We start from the raw sequence: 18616 nt of genomic DNA, 5'->3' as shown, positions 1-18616 counted from the left end.
CCACCTCCACCGGTAGCAATCTGCCGCTGCAGGAAAATTTACCACACATGATGAAGAACTGCTTCAACACGAACAGACGAAAATTGCGCTTCCTCGTTTTGTTCTCTCTGCTCTCCCTGACCTTTTCAGTGAAAGCGCAATGGAATTTCCGCACGGGCTATTTCGGAATTCAGATAGACAAGCGCGGGTATATCACCAGCATGAAAAATATTACCGTTTCCCCGGAACGTGAATTCAGTCCGGCGGGCAAACCGTCTCCGCTCATGCTATTATACGACGGTGTTAAGAAGGTATATTACGAACCTGCGAAAGCTTCCTTTGATAAATCGGGGAATGTGTTTACACTTCATTACACGAACGGCTCCATTGCCAGGGTAGTATTGGAACAGGATAAAAAATATTTCAGGCTTACCCTGCAATCGCTGTCTCCCCGTAAAAACATCGAAGGCATTCAATGGGGCCCTTACCATACGAATATCACAAACCTGCTGGGAGAGATCATCGGCGTGGCGAGAGACACCAGTGAAGCCGTGAATTTCGCAATCGGTATGCTGGCACTGAACGACAATACGCTTGGCGGCACCTCCACTACCATCGGGGATGCAGCACCCTTCCAGTATATCATTCATACCCCGGATGCCAAACGGTTCCCGCTTCCGGCTCACCTGCATGAAGGCCAGGTATTCTCTCTCGGCGGCAACGGCATCAGTGATGTAGCCTTTTATGCGCATAAAGAACCCTGGTACCGCATTATGTATGGCAATGCCGCAGAAGTAGACAAAGAAGGCAGAATATCGATATCCTACCATTCCAGAGACAGGACTACCGAACGGGAGGTTTTCTTCTCCCTCATCCCGCACATGGCGGCCAATATCCCCAACCACCTGATGGTGCAACCGCTGCCCGGCGTGGATTTTATCGGATCTTCCGTGGCACTTTGGGGCAGCCCGGATAGTATTGCACTGATGGATGTGATGCAGGAAATTGTGCTGAAAGAAAAGCTCCCTTACCCTACCGTGAATAACAAATGGGTGAAAGACCCTGCTGCCTATGTACCGGATGTGCTCACCAGCGGCGGACTGTATGACAGTACCATTGCCTATGCAGCACGACTGGGTTTCAAAGCGATCAGCCTGTACGATATGGGCTTCCTCCGTGCAGACCGTGGCAATGGTGGCTACCTGGACGGCCGTGGGTATGAAAAGAAGCCGATTAAGTTGACTTCCGGAAACCTGTCTCACAAATCATTTTCGGTACAAGCGGCCAGGCATGGCCTGCTGATAGGGCGCACCCCAATCACCAATGCACTTGCACCCGGTACGCTGGATGCAAGTCCCGTTCCCAGCGACAGCTTATGGTACCAGCAAAAACGGCTGCTGACAAAGAATATAGGGCCAAATGATACCCTGATCTATGTAAATGATCCCAAATACCTCGAAGAAATCGGCAGTTGGGAAGGGCATTGCCAGAACCTGAACATGATCAAAATCGGCAAGGAGCTGATTTATTACCTGGGCGTATCCGACCGGGCACCTTACCGCCTGCTGAATGTGCAACGCGGATACTGGAAAACCACCCCCGGCACCCACAAAGCCGGAGACACCATTTACAAGCTCCAGGTGACCGTCAACTACGGGTATGACGGCCTCATCCCCAACATGCAGTTACAGGACGAAATTGCGGCTCATTATGCCGATATCTGCCGTCTTAACGGGCTGGCATACTACGACTTCGACGGGCAGGAGTTCCTGTTCAACAACGGGCACGGATACTATTCCACCAAACGTTTTTTCCGTAAAATGTTTGAGCGGGCTTCGCAACAGGGCGTTTCTTACATCCGTTTCACGGGCGCCACACTGTCTGAAGGCTCCTGGCACTACCAGAGCATCTGGAATGTGGGAGGAGGCAAGAACCTTTACGATGCAGATACCCGGGAATGGGGAAGCGCTACCAGCCAGGGGAAAGACCTGCGCGATGTTACCTATGCTAATTTCTTCCCTGCGGGGATGGGTGGAAATTTCCCTATCAAAGCCAACTCTACGGTAGAACAGTATGAGCATATCCAGGCAGTTTCTGTAGGCATAGGGTCTACTTACAGCTTAACACTGAATCAGAAAGATGTGGAAAGCTGTTCGCAGAAGGAAGCTATCTTCCATGTGATCCGGACTTGGGAAAATGCCCGGGCAGCCAATGCCTTTCCGCGTTGGGTTAAAAAGCTGCTGACAGATCCGGCTCAAAGCTTCCGGCTCGAAGCCAAGGATGATAATACCTGGAAACTCTATTCCGCTAAAAGTAAAGGAGCAGCATATCAGCTGGTGACGGAACTGAAGCGGGCCGAAGGGTATTAATACATTCCCGTCTGTTCTGAAATAATACAAAAGGATAAAAGCAGCCTGGCTTCCAATGCGGAGGCCAGGCTGCTTTGTTTTCATACTGCTGTTTCTCCGTTTGTGACCAAAACTGCAATTTCTGCCCCTTAATCATACCGATTCATCACATTTGACATGCATTACAAAGCATGCTTTTATAGTTTTAAATACGGAAACCCATATTCATCCACCTTATTATGAACCGGCATGATAGGAAGCTACATTAAAACATCGGCGCGCAATATCATGCGCAACAAACTATTCTCGTTCATCAATATCCTGGGCCTGGCCATCAGCATGTCTATCGGCCTGTTATTGATCGCGTTTATCATGGACCTGCGCTCTTATGACAGATTCCATAAAAACGGAGAGAACATTTATCGCATCACCAACATATTAACCTCTGGCAGCGAGCAAAGCGGCAAGTTTGCGACCACATCTGTTAAGACGGGTAATCTCATCCGCGAAAAGGTGAGCGGTATTGAAGATGTGACCATAATGCGTAATAACTTTTCGGGAGATGCACAGGTGGGCGCCAACGTCCTCCCTATCAGCGGCTACTGGGCGGAACCTTCGTTCTTCAGGGTATTCACATTTCCCATGATAGCGGGAAACCCCGCAACAGCGTTGAAAGAACCCTATTCAGTAGTACTCACGGAAACCGCAGCAAGAAAACTGTTCGGCAGTGTGGATGCAGTTGGCAAACCGGTAAAGGTCGGCAGCAACGTTTACCAGGTAACCGGGATCATGAAAGATGTACCCTTCTTTTCGCATATCAGTTTCGAAGCGCTGGTTTCATTGTCCACCGCCGAACAACTCTATAAAGGGGATGCGCAGTTTGCTGCATGGACGAACATGTGGAACAACGCCGTGTATCTGCGAACTTCCGAAAATGCTGATATGGACGCTATCCGGTCGCAGCTCCAGGCCATTTCCCGGGAGGAGAACCTCGCAGGCGGTAATATGCAAATCCAACTTGAACTGCTCCCGCTGTACAACATCGTTGTTGGAGAGAGCCTCCGGCAATCTGAAGGCGGACCCGGCTTTGCAGGCCCGCATATGACACCTGTAGTGCTGTGGATACTCGGCGGACTGGCCCTTGTTGTGATACTATCAGCCTGTTTCAATTACACCAATCTTTCGATAGCACGTGCTATGCGCCGCATGAAGGAAATCGGTCTCCGTAAAGCTATCGGTGCCGGGAAGCACCAGGTACGGCTACAATTCCTTGCCGAATCCGTTATGATCTCCCTTGCAGCCCTTCTCCTCTCCTTCCTACTGTTCCTTGCTTTACGCCCCATGCTGATCAATATGGCCCCGGAGATGCAACACCTTGTAAAACTCGACCTCACATTGCCCATGATCGCTGTATTTATCGGATTTTCGGTTGCAGTGGGTGTAATAGCAGGTTACATGCCGGCAATGTTCTTTTCGAAAGTTAGTCCGGTGAATGCTTTCAGTAATGCTTCCCCGGTAAAAATGTTCAAACACCTTACACTCAGGCGCAGTCTGGTTGTTGTCCAATACACAGTTACCCTGATCTTTATAACAACAACCGCCATCGGCTATGTGCAGTATAAAAACATACTGGCATTCGACCTTGGATTCAGTACTGCCAATATCCTGAACATCAATATGCAGGATCACCCTCCGGCCGTTATGCTCAAAGAACTCGGAGAGATGCCGGAGGTAACCGCAGTTTCCAGATCCCTGATCACCACCGGTGTCGGGAACGCCTGGGGCAGCAATATCAAATACACGAACTCGCTGGATTCCGTACTGGCTATGTCCAACCACGTAGACGAAAACTATTTGCCACTGCACGACTATAAACTCATTGCCGGGGGCAACTTCACTGCAAGGCCGGCTACTGCCGGGGCTACCGGGGAAGTGATCGTTAACCAGCAGGTTATCAGGCGGTTCAACATTGGCGGCAACAACCCCGAAAAAGCCATCGGGGAACAGATCAGCATGAATGGCCGGCCCATGACCATTATAGGCGTGATGCAGGATTTCCACTATGGCAAAGTGGAGAACCTTATTGGTCCGGTAGCTTATACCTTCTGGACACCGGAAGACAGAACCATCATCAGTGTCAAAATACAAAGCGCCGATATGCAGGCCACTTTAGGGAAAATAGAGGCCATCTGGAAGAAGATCGACCCTGTCCATCCGTTGATGGCTGAATTCTATGATGAGGCTATTGAAGCGGCTTACAGTGAGTTTTCCACCATGGTAAAGATCATTGGGTTCCTTTCCTTCCTCGCTGTTTCCATCGCATCCATGGGGTTGTTCGGAATGGTGGTATTCACTACTGAAACAAGGCTAAAGGAGATCGGCATCCGGAAAGTAATGGGCGCCGGCACCGGCAACCTGCTGTTCCTGCTGAGCCGGGGATTCCTATTTCTCCTGACGGTATCTGCGGTTATTGCCCTGCCGGCTACGTACCTGTTCTTTAAAACGATGATACTCCCCAACTTCCCCTATCATACGCCCATTCAGATACCAGAGCTGTTTGCAGGCTTAACGGGGGTATTTTTGATCGCATGCATCATGATCGGGTCTCAAACACTGAAAGCAGCAAGGACCAACCCCGTGGCGGTATTGAAAAGTGAGTAACGGCTGATTACCGGCAGAAATTCATCAGGACAAATTTTTCCCCCTGCTGAATCTTTTATCCTGTATTGATGAAGCGGGCCATTGCATCTAGTTTTGTACCTGTAATCAAAACAATTTCAAATGACAGGAACAACAGATAAAGTAACAGTAATTGGTCTGGGATCGATGGGTACCGCAATCGCGCAGGCATTTCTAGCGCATGGCGCACAGGTTACAGTATGGAACAGGAACAAAAGCAAAATGGACGCGATGGTGCTCAAAGGCGCAACTGCGGCAGCCAGCGCGGCGGAAGCCATCGCAGCCAGCGGGCTCACGGTGATCTGCGTGTCGGATTATAAAACGTCTGATAAAATCATCCGGACAGAGGAAGTAATAAAAGTACTGAAAGGCCGCGCACTGGTACAACTGAGCACCGGCACACCGAAAGAAGCGCGTGAACTGGATGCCTGGGCACAACTGCATGGAGCCGCCTGCCTCAATGGCGACATACTCGCATGGCCGAGACAGGTCGGTAGCAGTGAAGCTACCATTGCCATCAGCGGGAACGAACTAAAATATAAAGAACTTGAAACCGCACTGAAGGCGCTGGGGACCCTTAATTTCCTTAGCAATGAGCCTGGCCATTCAGCAGTGCTTTTTTCGTCAGTTATGGCATACCTGGCAGGTAGCTGGATCGGCTTCGTGCACGGAGCGCTGATCAGTGAGCGCGAAGGTTATAGTCCTGAGCAATTCGGTGAGCTTATTCACAATATTTCACCCATGCTGGCTGTGGAATCCCGGCATATGGGCCGTGTGATTGAAAACAACAGCTTCAGCGATCCGGAAAGTACGGTAGATACCACAGGCCACGACCTGCATCTGCTGGTGCAGCATTCGGAAGAAGCAGGCATCAGTAATGAACTGCCGAAGTTTGCCGCAGATATATTCCAACGGGCCATTGATGCTGGTTATGGCAAGGAAGAACATGCCGCGATCATCAAAGTGCTGAGGAAGGTTAGTTAGATTGCTGCAAAAACTGGCAATTACCGGACGCATAATCAGCATGGTTCCGGTTGATGTAATCCTTATGGGTATTACCCCATTGCTCCAGCACATCAATCACAGGGAGTAAGCTCTCACCTACTGGGGTTAACCTGTATTCCACCCGGGCCGGCACTTCGGCGAAGATCTCCTTGTAAATAATGCCAGCCTCTTCCAGCTCTTTCAGATGCAGATTGATGATCCGTGCGTTTACGGCCTGCATCTCCCTATGAATGGCGCTCGGGCGGGAAACGCCCCGACGGATACAGTCTAAGATCCAGGCCTTCCATTTGCCGCCGATCACTTTAACGGCTACTGCCAATCCGCAATCCAGCATCTCGGGTATTTTTCTCTGATACATCTCTCTGTAGATTTATTTCAAAGATAACATCCTGCTACGAAAAGCGGGACAGGGAAAAAATTATCCCTGCCCTGCTTTTCGTGTTTTATGGCTGAATGCCGGTGTTTACCTGAAATTCCCTATTTTCGTTCCTCCTGATAATACTATTCTCACCTCGCCCCCTTAAATAACCATTACATCATGACGACAAAACTAAAACTGCGCGAGGCAGAAAGCATTGCCGAACAATTATTTGCCGCCGCCGAAAGCCGCAGGCTGATTGTGGCCGGCAAAACGGAACAACAGCTGAATACGGAGATATTTCTCCTGGCCGAGGAGCTATTCGGCATCAAAAAATTCTGGCATAAACGGATCGTCCGCAGCGGACCCAATACGCTGCATCCTTACAAGGAAAACCCGCCGGACCTCACCCTTCAGGACGATGACATTCTCTTTTTCGATTTCGGGCCTATCGTGGAAGACTGGGAAGCCGACCTTGGCCGGACGTATGTGATCGGCAATGATCCCCACAAACTCCGCCTGAAGCAGGACATTGAAGCTGCCTGGCAAACGGCCAAAGAATGGTTCCATCAGCACAATACGCTGAGCGGGGCCGATTATTTCAACTATGTGGTATCGCTGGCGGAGCAAAAAGGTTGGACGTTCGGCGGAGAGATAGCCGGGCACCTCATCGGCGAGTTCCCGCACGAAAAGCTGGAACCCGGTAACTACGGACTATACGTTCATCCCTCCAACCACAACGATATGTTTGCTCCCGATGCAAACGGCCAGCCCTGGGAATGGATACTGGAAATGCATCTCGTGGACCGCAACCGGCAAATCGGCGGCTTCTACGAACAATTACTCACCTGATCAAACCCATCATAAAACCTGACCATATGCCCGATTACATTATAAGACCCGCCACCAAAGCAGATCTTCCTGCCCTGCGTATCGCCGAACAGGCGGTAATTGCCTGGGAGCGTTCTTTCGATCATAACCTCGCCGCCGACCCGATATCTTATTACGACCTGGATAATATGTTTGACCGGGAAGATGTTTTGCTCATCATGGCCGAAGTAAATGGCCAGCTGGCTGCCACCGGTTACATTCTCCGCCGTCCGAATAAGCCCTATGAGGCTTTCAGTCATCATGGCTATATCGGATTTATGTACACAGCCCCTGAACATCGCGGCAAAGGAATTGCAACCGCCATCATTGCCCGTTTGCGCCAGTGGGCAGCCGAAAAAGGCTTGAAAGAGATCAGACTGGAAGTGTATGATCAGAACGTGAGTGCGGTACGCGCTTACGAGAAGGCCGGATTAAAAAAAGTGCTGACAGAAATGCGCATGGACATTTAAATCCTCCACCCTTACTTCAAACTATTTCATCATGCAACAAACACTGTTACAATTAAGAAAAACCCAACTTTCCGATCTGGAGATATTGTATCAATTTCAACTGGACCCGGAGGGCATACAGTTAGCTGCATTTACTTCCGCAGAAAATGCTGATAAAACAGTATATATACAAAAGCACGCCAGGTTCCTGGATGACCCTACGAAAAATACACAGACTATCCTCTTCGGGGATACCATTGCCGGCAGCATTGCAAAATTCGAAATGGAAGGAGAAGCAGAAATCACATATTGGATAGACAGAAAGTATTGGGGCAAAGGGATTGCCACAACTGCACTGCAGCAATTCCTAACTATTGAAAAAACAAGGCCTCTTTTTGGACGCGTTGCATTTGACAATATTGGCTCGCAGAAAGTACTGGAGCATTGTGGATTTATCCGGACCGGTAAGGATAAGGGTTTCGCAAATGCACGTTAGGCAGAGATAGAAGAATTTATTTACAAGCTCGCATAGCAATCCTGAGGTCCCAAGTTGCACCCCGTTAGCCTGTATATTCATCCCTTATTCCTGCTTATCTGTCACATTTCTGACAATACGGAAACTATATGTAGTAGCATTACCCCCGGGTGCTGACCTTTCAACGGTTGGTTAACCTGATCGTACCTATTAAATAAACTCCATGAAAAGAATCCTGACAGCTATTGTACTGTTATCCACCTTTCAAATTTCACAGGCCCAACGCTATAGTATTTCCGGGCAGGTAAAGGGAGCCGAAAAGCCTGACATCACCCTGCAGGTATTGGCAGACGGTTTTTTCCCTAATCAGAAACAAGTGTTTGAAACCGCAGCTGATGGTTTCTTCAGGCATCAGATTCCATTAGCGAAACCGCGGTTAGCTTACCTGACCTGTAATAAGGTCCGCTACCGGTTATTAATGAGTCCGGGGAGAGATGTGCAGGTTACTATCAGTAACGAGACTAATGCTCCTGTCATCTTCAGCGGTAAAGGTGCGGCTGAAAACAACCTCTTACAGGAATTAAAAATGGAGGAACTGGCCTTTTTTATGAAAGATCACGAGGCAGTGAATCCATACGCCGGACTTCGGCTCGATTCTTTTAAGACAGCTGTTTTACAACGCGTGGAAACGCTGCTTCAGGAGAAGCAGGCCCTCATTAAGGCATCTTCCATCCCCACCCCACTGAAGGTACTGCTGCAAAGTGAGCTGGGGTATTATGCACAATGTACGCTCGATGATTTCGCCGGCGGTAAGTTGCGTCCGGCAAAGAATCCGGACAAAGACACCATCCATCAGGTGGTGATGCACTGGCGCCCCCTCCCGGATAGTGCCGCGCTGGGCAATGGATTCTACGCCAATATGATATTGTCGCGGTATAGCAACTATGCCGTTAATCTGCTCGGGAAAGACTTCAGAACGAATCCTGAAGCGGCGAAAGCGAGGATTTATGCTATACTGGGGCTTCCTTTTGAGGATATCAACCAATTGCTGACCCAATATGGTGAACGATTTGTGATGGAATGGCTGTACGCCAGTAAGCAGTTGCCCCGTAATGTCCGTAGCAGGATCCTCTACAACAGGATCATGGAAGCCTGCGACGCTTCGCTCCTGAGCACCGCAGTTTACCTGAAAGATACCATGCAGGCTTACTTCCCCCGTACTTCTTACGCCCGCGAAGCCTTGCAGGCTGTGAGCCTCCTGAATCAAAAACATGAGGCCGCCATCAGCAACAGCCGCATTATCTTTTACGACACTGTAAAACCGGCTTCTCTTCAGGCAATGCTGGCAAGGCACCGCGGCAAGCCCGTTTACCTCGACATCTGGGGCACCTGGTGCGGCCCCTGCCGCATGGAACTGGGCTATACCCCTGCGCTCAAAAAAGCCCTCCCACCCGGAGAAGTAGTTTTCATATACCTCGCCATGGATCACGACAGCAAAGAGGAAACCTGGAAAGAAATGGCACGACTCAACGGCATTGAAGGCGAGCACTACCGGCTCACCAGCAGCCAGATTCCACCCATCTGGGATGAAATACGGGCAGCAGGAGGCCTAACAGACCGCTACCCTACTTATGTTTTGTTTGACAGGGAGGGAAAGATTGTAGTTCCTAATGCAGGATCCCCCAGTGAAGGAGAGAAAACGATTGAGCAGATTAAGGGGGTGATAGGAAGGGAAAACATTAAAATTTCTGAATAGAATACCCGGTAAAATACAGCCGAACAAATAATGGGCGGAAGTCAGCTATTAAGTAACAATCTTCCGGCAATTGGGCTCTTCATCATAATTTGTACTACTTTAGTAGATACTGAATCAGATGGAAAGCTCAATTCCGGTTAAAAATAAGATTGCTGCCAGCAACCATATAAAAGCTGAACCCTTCCGGAAAACCTCCTGGAAAACGGACCCGCATAAGCATAAACAATATTTTGAAATCATATTCCTTACCAAAGGATCCGGGTTTCACTGGATTGACGGGGTACAATATGAAATCCGTCCCAACGTCCTTTTTTTCATTGCATATGACCAGGTACATAGCTGGGATATTCAGAGCGATCCTGAAGGGTTTGTGCTGATCCTCAAAAACAGTTTTACCGAGCGGAGCCTGGATAAGGAACTTCCCCTGCTCATCCAGCAGGTGAGCCGGTTTCCCTGTGTATATACTGATGAGGCACTGGCGCTGCATCGCATCTTTGAATTACTGACCATTGAAAACAATGCCACTTCCAACCTGTCTTTCCTTATGAAAGAAGGCCTGATAAAGGCTTTACTGGCTAAAATCCTCGATTCCTCCGACCTGTATTCCTCCGCGAAGTCTGTACGGAGGGAGCTGTACGAGTCATTCGTCAGCCTGTTACCGGAAAAACCAGCGAAGATGAAAGTCGCCGATTTCGCCGCGCTACTCAATACTACCCCCCAGAACCTGAATGCCGCCTGCAGGAAAGCTGTTAATCAACCGGCAGCGGAAGTTATTGCAGAACATATCACCAACGAAGCTAAACGCCTTTTGCGTTATACCCATAAAAACGTCTCCGAGATTTCCATGTTGCTCAACTTTAACGATACATCCCATTTCGTGAAGTTCTTCAAGCGGCACACCGGTACAACCCCTTTACAGTACAAAGCCCAGTAGAATATACCATAACATTTTCAAATATACCGTAGAACCCTACCAGCTTAATATAGTTTTGTGCCGATGATTGGCAATTGTACTGCCATTCATCCATCAAAAACAACCCATGACGCTTTTTAAGATCTTACCTGCCGCGGGCATCCTTTTCGCGGCTCCGTTCATGTTGAAGGCACAGCAACAAACCTTATCTCTCCGGGAAGCCCTCAGCACTGCGGCTTCGCAAGCCCCGGCGCTCAAAGCCTACCGCGAGGAAACCAATGCGGCCGCAAAAAACCTGGCCCTTGTAAAAAACGCTCTCGTGCCGGAACTCACCGCTGGTTACCAGGCAGGTTATGCTACCTACAATAATATCACCGGACTTACTTATCCCGGCCTTTTCCTGCCCATCAGCGGTCCTCCTTCTACCAGTAACACCTTCGATCCCGTTCCGGGTACGGTGTTATCAGCACTGCTAAAATGGGAACCGCTGACTTTCGGACAACGGCAGGCAGCAGAGGAGAAAGCCGCGGGTCAATATCAACTGGCCGCCAGCCAGTATAATGACGTCCTCTTCCGGCAGCAATTTGCCATTATCCTGACTTATCTCGATGCCGCATATCTCCATTCTCTCACCCGTAGCTACCAGGGTAATATTGACCGTACTGCCACCGGATTGGAACAGGCACAGGTGCTGGCCCGTGAAGGGCTGAAGCCGGGTATCGACACCATGCAGTTTCAGTCTGTCCTAGCCCAGGCGGAAATGGACCTCCTTACGTTACGCCGGCGTTACTTCGAGCAGACCGCCGAACTGATCCGCCTCACCGGTCTTTCATCCTCACCACAGCAAATACTCCTGACCGATACGTCATTCATGCAGGAGCTTCCCGAGATGGCAGACAACGCAGGAACGGACCCGGCTCATCCTGCACTGCAGATAGCAACATCCCGGATGGAAGTGAGCAAAGCGGCGCTGAAGGAAATACAGCGGGAATGGCGCCCCCGGCTGGATGTGTGGGCCAATGCCTACGCCCGTGGATCGGGTGTTGCTGCAGACGGTACGGTTGCCAAATCCGACGGATGGTCGCTTTCGCACCGTAACTATGGCGCCGGGGTTCAATTGAGCTTCCCCTTATTGGGATTCACCCGTACCAATATCAGAAAAAACCAGTACCGTTCGCTGCTGAAAGCGGAGGAAGCACGTCTGGAACAAACCAGGCTCGACCTGCGCATACAACTCGAAAAAGCGCAACTGGCATTTGATCAGAACCGCGAAATAGCCCATAAATCATACAAACAGACCGAAGCTGCTAAATTTGCCTACGAAGGCCTCCGGATCAGTTATGATAGCGGGCTGGTGGATTACACCCGTCTTATGCAGGCGCAGCTGGACCTGCTCCGCGCAGAAGCTGCGCAGGCTGGTGCCACACTCCAGGTATGGCGCTCACTGCTTGATATCGCCATAGCACAGGGAAAAATCGAAATACTCACCGACACGTTGAAATAATTATATGAAACTTATTACCGCCGCCTTGCGGCATCCCGTAACCATCCTGGTGTCTGTGATCGCCATTTGTTTTTTTTCATTCCTTTCCATCCGGAATGCAAAAGTGGACATCTTCCCCAAACTGGGCCTGCCCGTGGTTTATGTAGCGCAGCCTTATGGCGGGCTTTCACCGGAGCAGATGGAAGGCCTGGTCACCTCCTATTACGAATATCACTTCCTATACATTACCGGTGTTAAATATGTGGAATCGCGCAGTATCCAGGGTGCCTCCATCATCAAACTGGAATTTAACGAAGGAACCGACATGGCACAGGCGATGGCGGAAGTTGTGGGATATGTGAACCGGTCACGCGCTTTTATGCCGCCCGGCACCGTACCACCATTCATTACCCGCTTCGATGCGGGCAGCGTACCGGTGGGGCAGTTGGTATTCAGCTCCGAAACCCGGTCGCTGAGTGAGATATCCGATCTGGCATTATTCCGCGTGCGCCCTATGTTTTCTACTTTACCCGGTGTTTCCGCACCGCCTCCTTTTGGCGGCAACCAGAAAACGGTTCTCATCACGGTTGATCCGGAAAAGATCCGTAGTCATAACCTGTCGCCCGACCAGGTGGTACAGTCGCTGGTACGCTTTAATACCATTGCTCCGGCAGGAAATCTGCGAATGGGAGACACCACTTATCTCACTCCCCAAAACAGCATGATCGAAACACTGGAGGACCTGCAGAATATGCCACTTCAACAAGGTGCCGGTGCTGCCGTATATGTGAAAGACGTTGCGCAGGTAAGCATGGGTGCGGATATCACAACCAGTTATGCACTCATCAACGGTAAACGGTCTGTTTATATTCCAGTTACCAAACGCGCAGACGCTTCCACCTGGGATGTAGTGAAGCGGGTCAAAGCCGCCCTGCCCGATATGCAGGCCGCCATTCCGGAAGATATAAAAGTCACCTATGCTTTTGACCAATCGGGCTATGTGGTAAACTCTCTCAAAAGCCTCCTTTTTGAAGGCGGACTCGGCGCATTGCTGACAGGATTAATGGTACTGATCTTTCTTGGAGACCGCCGTAGCGCGTTAATCGTTATCCTTACCATACCGCTTGCATTACTAAGCTCGGCTACTTTATTGTACCTGACCGGGCAAACTATCAATATCATGACCCTGGGCGGCCTGGCATTATCAGTAGGAATTTTGGTAGATGAGGCCACGGTCACGGTAGAGAACATCCACCGGCATGCGGAAATGGGTAAAAACAGCGCCCGCGCCATCCTGGATGCATGCCGGGAAATTGCGGCACCGAAGCTCCTTATCCTGCTTAGCATCCTCGCTGTATTCGTTCCGGCGCTTTTTATGACGGGTGTTCCCAAAGCTATGTTCCTGCCGCTTTCTCTGGCGGTCGGCTTTGCTATGATAGCATCATTTTTGCTATCGCAGACCTTTGTTCCGGTATTGGCTGGCAAATTACTGCCAGGGCATGCAGTTGGAAAGGAAATTGCCTGGCTGGAAGGCTGGAAAAAACATTACAATGCTGCCGGTCGCAGGATGGACGGGAAAAGTGGTATAATTACCTTTACCTACCTATTGGTTTTTATATCGGTAGCAGGCATACTGTATATGGGAAGCGGGACGGAATTATTTCCGGAAACCGATAGTGGCCAGGCCCAGGTGAGGCTCCGGCTGCCGGTGGGCACCCGTTTCGAACGAACGGAAGACGCTACACGGACTTTGCTTGACTTGTCGGATAGTATAGTTGGCACCGGGAATACTGATATCACGTCGGCATTCGTTGGCACACAGCCATCCAGTTATCCCGTTAACTACATACACCTGTGGACAGGCGGGCCTCACGAATCCGTTACCCGCATCAAGCTGAAGCGTGGCGTTATTCCAATCACCGAATACAAGGAAAAATTGCGTGCGGCCGTGGCTCAGACCATGCCGGGTGCTACTATATCATTCGAACCCGGCGACATCGTGGAGCAGGTATTGAACCTTGGCAGTACAAATCCTGTGGAAATTGCCGTCATGAACCGTAATCTTACCGAAGGCAGAAAAACGGCACAGGAACTCGTACAACGTCTTCGCGAAATCCCTTCACTCCGTGATCTTCAGATTGCGACACCGCTGGATTATCCTGCCATCAAACTGGAAGTAGACCGTGTAAAAGCCGGGCAACTGGGACTTACAAGCGACCAGATAGCCCGCTCTGTAACTACCGCCACCTCATCCAGCCGTTTTACCTCCCCCAGCTACTGGCTGGACAAGGCCAGTGGAAACGCCTACCAGATCCAGGTACAATATCCGGAATACCGCATGAACAACATGACGCAACTGGAAGCCATTCCGGTTTCCGGCGGCGAAGGCGGCAGCCGGTACCTCGGGGAAATCGCTTCCTGGAAGCGCCAGACTGTGCCGGGAGAATACGATCGCCTGAATCAGCAGCGCTACATCACCATTACTGCAAACATACATGGGGAAGATCCTGGCGGCGTTTTCAAAAAAGTGAACCAGTTGATTAGTACGGTCGGGAAACCTGCAAACGGCTCTAAAATACAGTTGCGGGGACAACCGGTGCTGCTGCAGGAAACACTGGGCAGTCTTGCTTCCGGATTACTGATTGCCGTAATCGTTATACTATTGCTGATGGCTGTTTACTTTCAGTCATTCCGCATTGCGTTCGCCGTGCTATGCATCGTGCCTGCGGTGGTGGCAGGTTCACTGTCCTTCATCCTGCTCACCGGGCATTCCCTGAATATACAATCGTACATGGGCACGATCATGGCCGTAGGCGTTGCGATCGCTAACGCAGTGTTGTATGTAACGAATGCTGAACAAATGCGGCGCCAGCACATGACAGGCGCTTATATGCTTGCCGCAGAATCCCGGCTGCGGCCTATACTTATGACGAGCCTCGCTATGATTGCCGGAATGATTCCCATGGCACTGGGATCTGGAGAAGGCGGAGACCAGACGGCCCCGCTTGGCATCGCCGTGATCGGCGGACTTGCAGTTTCCGCTATTTCCGTACTCTTTTTTCTACCACATGTCTACCAATTCATGGCTGGCAGAAAAGCTTACACATCCGTTTCACTTGACCCTGAAGATGCAAACAGTTCAACTTATGACAATCAATAATATGCGATTTATCCGGAGCTTTCCTATTATGATCCTGCTGGCAGCCTGCGGCGGTTCAAAACAACCGGCAGAACAGTCTAAGCCCGTTCAGGATACGGTGCTGGTCTTTCAGCTAAAAACCGATACAGCCCGTAAAATAATCGAACTTCCTGCGGAGCTTAAACCATTCGAACAGGCCGATTTATACGGTAAAGTGCAGGGCTTCGTAAAAACGGTACACGTGGAAATGGGTGACCACATCCGGAAAGGACAGACCCTTGCCATTATTGAAGCACCGGAAGTCAACAGCCGTTTCGCAGAGTCTGAAGCTGCCATACAATCTGCAAAAGCCAAATGGAATTCCAGCAAAGATCAATATGAAAGGCTTTACCGGGCTTCCCAGGCAAAAACACCCGGCATCGTAGCACCTGCCGACCTCGAGCGCCAGCGCCAGCAGATGCTGGCCGACAGTGCGGCGCACCAGGCTGCCGCCAAACAGGCGCAAGCATACAAAGCCGTTTCCGGGTACCTGTATATCACAGCGCCCTTCGATGGTATTATGACGGCCAGGCTGGCCGATCCCGGTACTATGACCGGACCGGGAACCAAATTATTTACTGTTCAGAACAATGCTACGCTCCGCCTGCGGGCTGCGGTACCTGAAATATATGTCAGTACAATGCCAGGCATCCGCGAGGTAACATTCCGCACAGATGCATACCCCACACGGTCATTCATGGCTAAACTAACCCGAAAATCGGGCACGATAGACCCCACCACCAGGACAGAGCTGTGGGAGTTCACCGCAGACAACCGTGATCAATCCCTGAAAGCCGGCGCTTTCGCCTATGTGAAACTAGTCATATCGCGGGAAGGTTCGTCGTTGTTGGTACCAGCCACCACAATCGTTACCACACAGGAACGGAAATTCATCATCCGGGTGAAAGACGGAAAAGCCCAATGGGTGGACGTACGTCAGGGAATGACGACAGATAAAGGGATTGAAATATTCGGAGACCTACAGCCAGGCGATACCATTCTGTTGAAAGGTACAGACGAACGAAAACCTGAAACAACAGCCATCTGGAAAATGAAATCATAACCCATGAACAAATCATACCTGATTATCCGGTTCATACCCGGGCTTGTTTTTCTTTCCGAAGGCATTCAGAAATTTATGCTGCCGGATCTGCGCGGGTGCCGGACCTTATTCGCTGGATAACAGGCGTGCTGGTCTCAGGCTTTTAAAGTAGCCATATCTATCACAAACCTGTATTTCACATCGCTCTTCAGCAGGCGCTCATACGCTTCATTAATCTGGCGGATATCGATCATTTCGATATCTGATACGATATTATGCTCGCCACAGAAATCGAGCATTTCCTGCGTTTCGGCTATGCCGCCGATCATAGACCCGGCAAAGCTCTTACGGCCCATAATTACGCTAAAAGCGGCAACGGGCAGCGGATGCTCGGGAGCGCCTACAAGGGCCAGGGAACCATCTACCCTGAGGAGGTTCAGGTAAGCATTGATATCGTGCTGGGCAGATACGGCATCCAGCACAAAATGCAGTTTGCCCGCGAAAGCAGCCATCTGTTTTTCGTCTTTCGATAGTACCACTTCATCGGCTCCAAGGCGTTTGGCTTCCGCGAATTTGGATTCCGATGTGGTAAAGGCTACCACATGTGCCCCCATGGCTTTGGCGATCTTGATGCCCATATGGCCCAAACCGCCAATGCCTACGATACCCACCTTTTTACCCGGACCAATGTTCCAATGGCGCAGCGGTGAATAGGTGGTGATCCCGGCGCAAAGCAACGGAGCTGCCGCCGCAGGATCCAGGTTATCCGGTATACGCAGTACAAAATGCTCATCAACTACTACCTTTTCTGAATATCCACCGAAGGTGTGTGCACCCAGGAATTTATCGGGTCCGTTATAGGTCTGGATGTTGCCTTTCTCACAGAACTGTTCCAGATCTTCCTTGCAATACTCACATTCCCGGCAGGAATCCACCATACATCCCACGCCCACTATATCTCCGATTTTAAACTTGCTGACATGGTTGCCTACCTTCACTACCCTGCCCACGATTTCATGGCCGGGTACGCAGGGGTACATGGTAAAATGCCATTCGTTCCGGGCGGTATGCAGATCCGAATGACAAACACCGCAATACAGGATATCGATTTCCACGTCGTGCGGGGTTACTTCCCGGCGGTTGATCCCCATCTGGTCAAGCGGCTTTTCTGCGGCCTGCGTACCGTATGCTTTTACTGCTATAGTGCTCATTGATAGTTGTGTTTAGAAGTAACAAAAATAACCGGCTGCGCCGCTGTAATGTTTACAGATATCAAACTGAAAATTGCGTAAATCAAACTATTCCGACAGGTATTCTTCTTCAGAAACTGCTTCCATCCAATCCACCACTTTACCATCCAGATTTTCCTGAATGGCGATATGCGTCATGCCATTAGTGGAGGTAGCGCCGTGCCAGTGGCGCTCTTCCGGTGCAAACCAAACTACATCTCCGGGATAAATTTCTTCCACCGGCCCTCCTTCCCTTTGCACCCAGCCACATCCTGCGGTAACGATCAACGTCTGCCCCAGCGGATGCGTATGCCAGTTGGTACGGGCGCCCGGCTCAAAGGTGACGCTGGCCGCCGCGGCACGCCGGGCACCGTTGGGTTCAAACAGCGGATCAATGCGGACACTGCCCGTGAACCAGTCCTGCGGGCCTTTCCCTGATGGCTTAGACCCTATTCTTGAGATTTCCATGGTTGATGAGTTTAGACAGATCTTCAGTTTGTTTACAGTATTCAGGTTGCCTTCCACTAACATATTTTGAAAATGAAAAGTTCAATCAAAAACCTGCCTCGCAGGCACTACCCATTTCTGATAATCCCAAAACCTGCCTTACATACAGCCTAAAGGCAGTGGGAGGCAGTGTAGAGGCAGTCTACCCTTAGTGTAATGGGCGTCTAAAGGCAGTGAAAAGGCAGTCCGAAGGCAGTAAGCACGTAGTCAAGTGGCAGGTGTCTTACACTGAAAAAACTTTACAGGGTTAGGGGGTTAAGTACGGGATTGGCTTGACAGCATTGTCGTTAAACACTGTTTTCGCTTTACAGTTACTTGGCTTGCGATCAAATTCGCTTTACAATT

General features: G+C 50.3%; 14 protein-coding genes. 11 read left to right on the top strand and 3 right to left on the bottom strand.

Annotated elements, in window-relative coordinates:
* Positions 1-47 precede the first annotated feature (47 nt).
* The 3 genes from DEV76_RS25300 (at position 48) to DEV76_RS25290 (ending at position 5990) form a co-directional block, all read left to right on the top strand.
* On the top strand, positions 48-2348 hold the full coding sequence (locus tag DEV76_RS25300) for a hypothetical protein (RefSeq protein WP_198652245.1): 2301 nt from the start codon (positions 48-50) through the stop codon (positions 2346-2348).
* Between the two features lie 228 nt (positions 2349-2576).
* Positions 2577-4988, top strand: coding sequence for an ABC transporter permease (locus tag DEV76_RS25295; RefSeq protein WP_109700752.1), 2412 nt, complete (start codon positions 2577-2579; stop codon positions 4986-4988).
* 120 nt (positions 4989-5108) lie between these two features.
* Positions 5109-5990 carry an NAD(P)-dependent oxidoreductase gene (locus DEV76_RS25290; protein WP_109700751.1) on the top strand — a complete coding sequence of 294 codons (882 nt, stop codon included), beginning with the start codon at positions 5109-5111 and terminating at the stop codon, positions 5988-5990.
* Here DEV76_RS25290 and DEV76_RS25285 read toward each other — a convergent pair.
* Entirely contained in the window at positions 5983-6369 is a 387-nt protein-coding gene (locus DEV76_RS25285; RefSeq protein ID WP_109700750.1) for a winged helix-turn-helix transcriptional regulator, read from the bottom strand. The genes DEV76_RS25290 and DEV76_RS25285 overlap by 8 nt on opposite strands.
* Before the next feature lie 180 nt (positions 6370-6549).
* On the opposite strand from DEV76_RS25285, the gene DEV76_RS25280 reads away from it, so the two are divergent.
* The 8 genes from DEV76_RS25280 to DEV76_RS25245 all read left to right on the top strand — a co-directional run bounded on the left by DEV76_RS25280 (position 6550) and on the right by DEV76_RS25245 (position 16556).
* Positions 6550-7221: a M24 family metallopeptidase gene (locus DEV76_RS25280; protein ID WP_109700749.1), complete on the top strand. Its 672-nt coding sequence runs from the start codon at positions 6550-6552 to the stop codon at positions 7219-7221.
* Positions 7222-7247: 26 nt separating this feature from the next.
* A complete protein-coding gene (locus tag DEV76_RS25275) occupies positions 7248-7709 on the top strand; it encodes a GNAT family N-acetyltransferase (protein WP_109700748.1) in 462 nt (153 codons plus the stop codon).
* Positions 7710-7740: 31 nt separating this feature from the next.
* Positions 7741-8184 (top strand): GNAT family N-acetyltransferase, encoded by a 444-nt coding sequence (locus DEV76_RS25270; RefSeq protein ID WP_109700747.1) that lies wholly within the window; start codon positions 7741-7743, stop codon positions 8182-8184.
* Between the two features lie 202 nt (positions 8185-8386).
* On the top strand, positions 8387-9919 hold the full coding sequence (locus tag DEV76_RS25265; protein WP_109700746.1) for a TlpA disulfide reductase family protein: 1533 nt from the start codon (positions 8387-8389) through the stop codon (positions 9917-9919).
* 118 nt (positions 9920-10037) lie between these two features.
* On the top strand, positions 10038-10853 hold the full coding sequence (locus tag DEV76_RS25260) for a helix-turn-helix domain-containing protein (RefSeq protein ID WP_109700745.1): 816 nt from the start codon (positions 10038-10040) through the stop codon (positions 10851-10853).
* Positions 10854-10959: 106 nt separating this feature from the next.
* Positions 10960-12336 carry a TolC family protein gene (locus tag DEV76_RS25255; protein ID WP_109700744.1) on the top strand — a complete coding sequence of 459 codons (1377 nt, stop codon included), beginning with the start codon at positions 10960-10962 and terminating at the stop codon, positions 12334-12336.
* A gap of 4 nt (positions 12337-12340) precedes the next feature.
* Complete coding sequence (locus DEV76_RS25250) at positions 12341-15475, top strand: efflux RND transporter permease subunit (RefSeq protein ID WP_109700743.1); 3135 nt, start codon at positions 12341-12343, stop codon at positions 15473-15475.
* A complete protein-coding gene (locus DEV76_RS25245) occupies positions 15462-16556 on the top strand; it encodes an efflux RND transporter periplasmic adaptor subunit (RefSeq protein ID WP_157963110.1) in 1095 nt (364 codons plus the stop codon). Before DEV76_RS25250 ends, DEV76_RS25245 begins: the two co-directional genes overlap by 14 nt.
* Positions 16557-16690: 134 nt before the next feature.
* Here DEV76_RS25245 and DEV76_RS25235 read toward each other — a convergent pair whose 3' ends face one another.
* Complete coding sequence (locus DEV76_RS25235) at positions 16691-17746, bottom strand: NAD(P)-dependent alcohol dehydrogenase (protein WP_109700741.1); 1056 nt, start codon at positions 17744-17746, stop codon at positions 16691-16693.
* 87 nt (positions 17747-17833) lie between these two features.
* Positions 17834-18232, bottom strand: coding sequence for a (R)-mandelonitrile lyase (locus DEV76_RS25230; protein ID WP_109700787.1), 399 nt, complete (start codon positions 18230-18232; stop codon positions 17834-17836).
* Positions 18233-18616: the final 384 nt, after the last annotated feature.

The sequence above is a fragment of the Chitinophaga deserti genome, assembly GCF_003149455.1.
Lineage (GTDB): Bacteria > Bacteroidota > Bacteroidia > Chitinophagales > Chitinophagaceae > Chitinophaga > Chitinophaga deserti.
Note: the sequence above shows the minus strand (reverse complement) of the source record. Positions and strands in the feature narration are given on the sequence as shown.

Bases quoted from the DNA above. Each gene is read 5' to 3' on its own strand.
- DEV76_RS25300 (WP_198652245.1), top strand. From the start codon at position 48: ATGATGAAGAACTGCTTCAACACGAACAGACGAAAATTGCGCTTCCTC.
- DEV76_RS25295 (WP_109700752.1), top strand. From the start codon at position 2,577: ATGATAGGAAGCTACATTAAAACATCGGCGCGCAATATCATGCGCAAC.
- DEV76_RS25290 (WP_109700751.1), top strand. From the start codon at position 5,109: ATGACAGGAACAACAGATAAAGTAACAGTAATTGGTCTGGGATCGATG.
- DEV76_RS25285 (WP_109700750.1), bottom strand. From the start codon at position 6,369: ATGTATCAGAGAAAAATACCCGAGATGCTGGATTGCGGATTGGCAGTA.
- DEV76_RS25280 (WP_109700749.1), top strand. From the start codon at position 6,550: ATGACGACAAAACTAAAACTGCGCGAGGCAGAAAGCATTGCCGAACAA.
- DEV76_RS25275 (WP_109700748.1), top strand. From the start codon at position 7,248: ATGCCCGATTACATTATAAGACCCGCCACCAAAGCAGATCTTCCTGCC.
- DEV76_RS25270 (WP_109700747.1), top strand. From the start codon at position 7,741: ATGCAACAAACACTGTTACAATTAAGAAAAACCCAACTTTCCGATCTG.
- DEV76_RS25265 (WP_109700746.1), top strand. From the start codon at position 8,387: ATGAAAAGAATCCTGACAGCTATTGTACTGTTATCCACCTTTCAAATT.
- DEV76_RS25260 (WP_109700745.1), top strand. From the start codon at position 10,038: ATGGAAAGCTCAATTCCGGTTAAAAATAAGATTGCTGCCAGCAACCAT.
- DEV76_RS25255 (WP_109700744.1), top strand. From the start codon at position 10,960: ATGACGCTTTTTAAGATCTTACCTGCCGCGGGCATCCTTTTCGCGGCT.
- DEV76_RS25250 (WP_109700743.1), top strand. From the start codon at position 12,341: ATGAAACTTATTACCGCCGCCTTGCGGCATCCCGTAACCATCCTGGTG.
- DEV76_RS25245 (WP_157963110.1), top strand. From the start codon at position 15,462: ATGACAATCAATAATATGCGATTTATCCGGAGCTTTCCTATTATGATC.
- DEV76_RS25235 (WP_109700741.1), bottom strand. From the start codon at position 17,746: ATGAGCACTATAGCAGTAAAAGCATACGGTACGCAGGCCGCAGAAAAG.
- DEV76_RS25230 (WP_109700787.1), bottom strand. From the start codon at position 18,232: ATGGAAATCTCAAGAATAGGGTCTAAGCCATCAGGGAAAGGCCCGCAG.